The sequence below is a fragment of the Aquibacillus kalidii genome, assembly GCF_014280935.1.
GTDB classification, from domain to species: domain Bacteria; phylum Bacillota; class Bacilli; order Bacillales; family Amphibacillaceae; genus Aquibacillus_D; species Aquibacillus_D kalidii.
On record NZ_JACLZI010000002.1, the window covers coordinates 1 to 2,259 of the forward strand.

2 protein-coding genes are annotated in these 2,259 nt (G+C 33.7%); both read left to right on the top strand.

All coding sequences use genetic code 11. The features are described 5' to 3' along the window. Window positions 1-413: 413 nt before the first annotated feature. Entirely contained in the window at window positions 414-1,079 is a 666-nt protein-coding gene (locus H7K77_RS00200; protein ID WP_186575723.1) for a DNA/RNA non-specific endonuclease, read from the top strand. A 2-nt stretch (window positions 1,080-1,081) separates the two neighbouring features. Next, window positions 1,082-1,567 (top strand): antitoxin YezG family protein, encoded by a 486-nt coding sequence (locus H7K77_RS00205; RefSeq protein ID WP_186575722.1) that lies wholly within the window; start codon window positions 1,082-1,084, stop codon window positions 1,565-1,567. Window positions 1,568-2,259: the final 692 nt, after the last annotated feature.

Consider the following 2,259-nt stretch of genomic DNA (forward strand, 5'->3'; position numbering starts at 1 on the left):
TTGGAAAAGGTATGCTAAATGGGGCTGTCGGTACATTTCAAGGTCTGTACAGTATGGCGACGAATCCGATACAAACGATAGAGTCATTTAAGAACATATCGATTGAAGGTATGGCAGATGCCGGGAAGGATTACTATCACACCTTTGTTGAGGCGGATGGATTGAAAAGGTCTGAGATGTTAGGAGAAGCGGCTATAGGACTTATAGGTGCGAAGGGATTGGATAAGCTAGACAAGGCTGGTAAGTTGGGCAAGCTTGCTGACAAAGGTACTGCAGCAGGGAAGACTATTTCTAAAACCACTTATAATCTAATGCCGACTAGACTTCGTAATATAATAAGTCAGTCCTATGGAAAAATGATCAAAGGACCGATGGTGGCGACATCACAGAATTTTAATAATCTGATAAATAATATGAAGAATCTTACGGGTTCTAATAGTTTAGCTTTTAGTGGAATTGGATTTGGTGCGCGTCAGTTTGATAGAATAGATAGTAGAGTTGAGATTAGTAAGATTGATGTGAAGGATAGTGGTGGGGGATCTGGTAAGGGTACGAGTAATGATAGTAAGATAACCGAAATAACAGCTGGAAATTTCGGTAATCATATCATTAAAGGAAAGAATGGAAGGAAAGAACTTGCTCCGAATGTACGTTATATAACTGAGGAACATTATAAATATACAACTGATGAACTTGGTAGAATAGTAGATGTAAACGTAGAAGAATTAATACTTGGAAAAGGGAAAAGAAATACAGCAATGCAAGTGGCAGTAGGTCGAGAAGATAGGTTGATTGATGATGATGGTGGACACTTGATAGGTACGCAGTTTCGTGGTTCTGGAGATATTGATAATTTGCTTGCCCAGAATAGGCACATTAATCGCTCTGGTGGAGAATGGTACAAGATGGAGACTGAGTGGGCAAACGCTCTGAAAGAGATTCCACCGAAAAAAGTATCTATAAAAATTAAGCCAGTTTTTGTTGGGAATTCATTAAGACCAGAGTCATATAGAGTAGTTTATGAAATTGAAGGTAAAGGAATATTTAAGAAAATCATTGAGAATAGAGCAGGAGGTTGAGTATGGAAAAGGAAATGAATAGATTATATAGAGAGATAGCTGAAACAGTTGATGAAATGATTCCAGAAGATTGGAATAAATTTTATTTTTATGCTCAAATATCAGAAGATGGAGGGGGAACTTACTTTTTTTATAATACACTTGAAAATAAGCAGTATAAATATAGTTTGGAAATCCCTTTCAAATTTCAAATTGATGAAGATGAATTTGAGAGAAAGGAAGATGTATTATATAAATTGAGTAAGGAATTAAGAAAGGTTTTTAAAGATAATGAGCAAGAAATGTGGTATTCTTTTACAATGTCTCTAGAGAGTAGTGGGAAATTTAAGTTACATTATGATTATACAAATTGGTTTGATACAGAATATAGTTTTAGTGACCAAATGATTATTTGGAAAAATAAATATTTAGGTGAGATTCCAACTGAGGAAAATTATAAAGCATTAATTGATAAGTATTATAGTGATTTCCCGAATAATCCTATTTAATTTTACAAGTAATATGGAAAAAATAATGGCTATATTCGCTCGTGTGTTTAAAGAAGGAAAGATTAATTATATATAGCAAACTATAAAGCGCTTGATTGCCGATTAGGTAACAAGTGCTTTGTTTTATATTACACAAATATGCTTTGGATAACATGAATAATGCTTTACTGAAAATCATAGCTCATGAAGGTAGTACATTCATGGAGTATTGATTTAATATTTTGATTTTGTGAGAATTACGTAAATAGGTGGGATAACATTATTTATATAGTGTGTGCAGTATCACTGGGAGTAGTTAATAAACTAACGAATATGACAATGCTTGTACCGATATAGACAAAAGGAAAATGATTTACTTGAAAATTGAAAGATCATGATGGTTATACCATCAAGGTATTCTATTTTAATACTTGGTTTGTGAAAATAAGAATGATAAATAGGTGAGATAAGATTTTACATGTCAAGAGGACTTATGATACTGCCAAACACATAAACAAACGAGAATGACAAAGCTCGTGGCGATAAACGGTAGATTACATAAGAAGGTTACTAGTTTCGAAACAGGGCAGACAAAAATAGTGTTGTAATTTAGATATGTGGAATAATATTCAGCGGAATTTCCATCATAGTAATTTTGAATGGAACGGCAAGAAGGTAATGACTAAGGATTTACTTGCTTTAATCGGGAGACT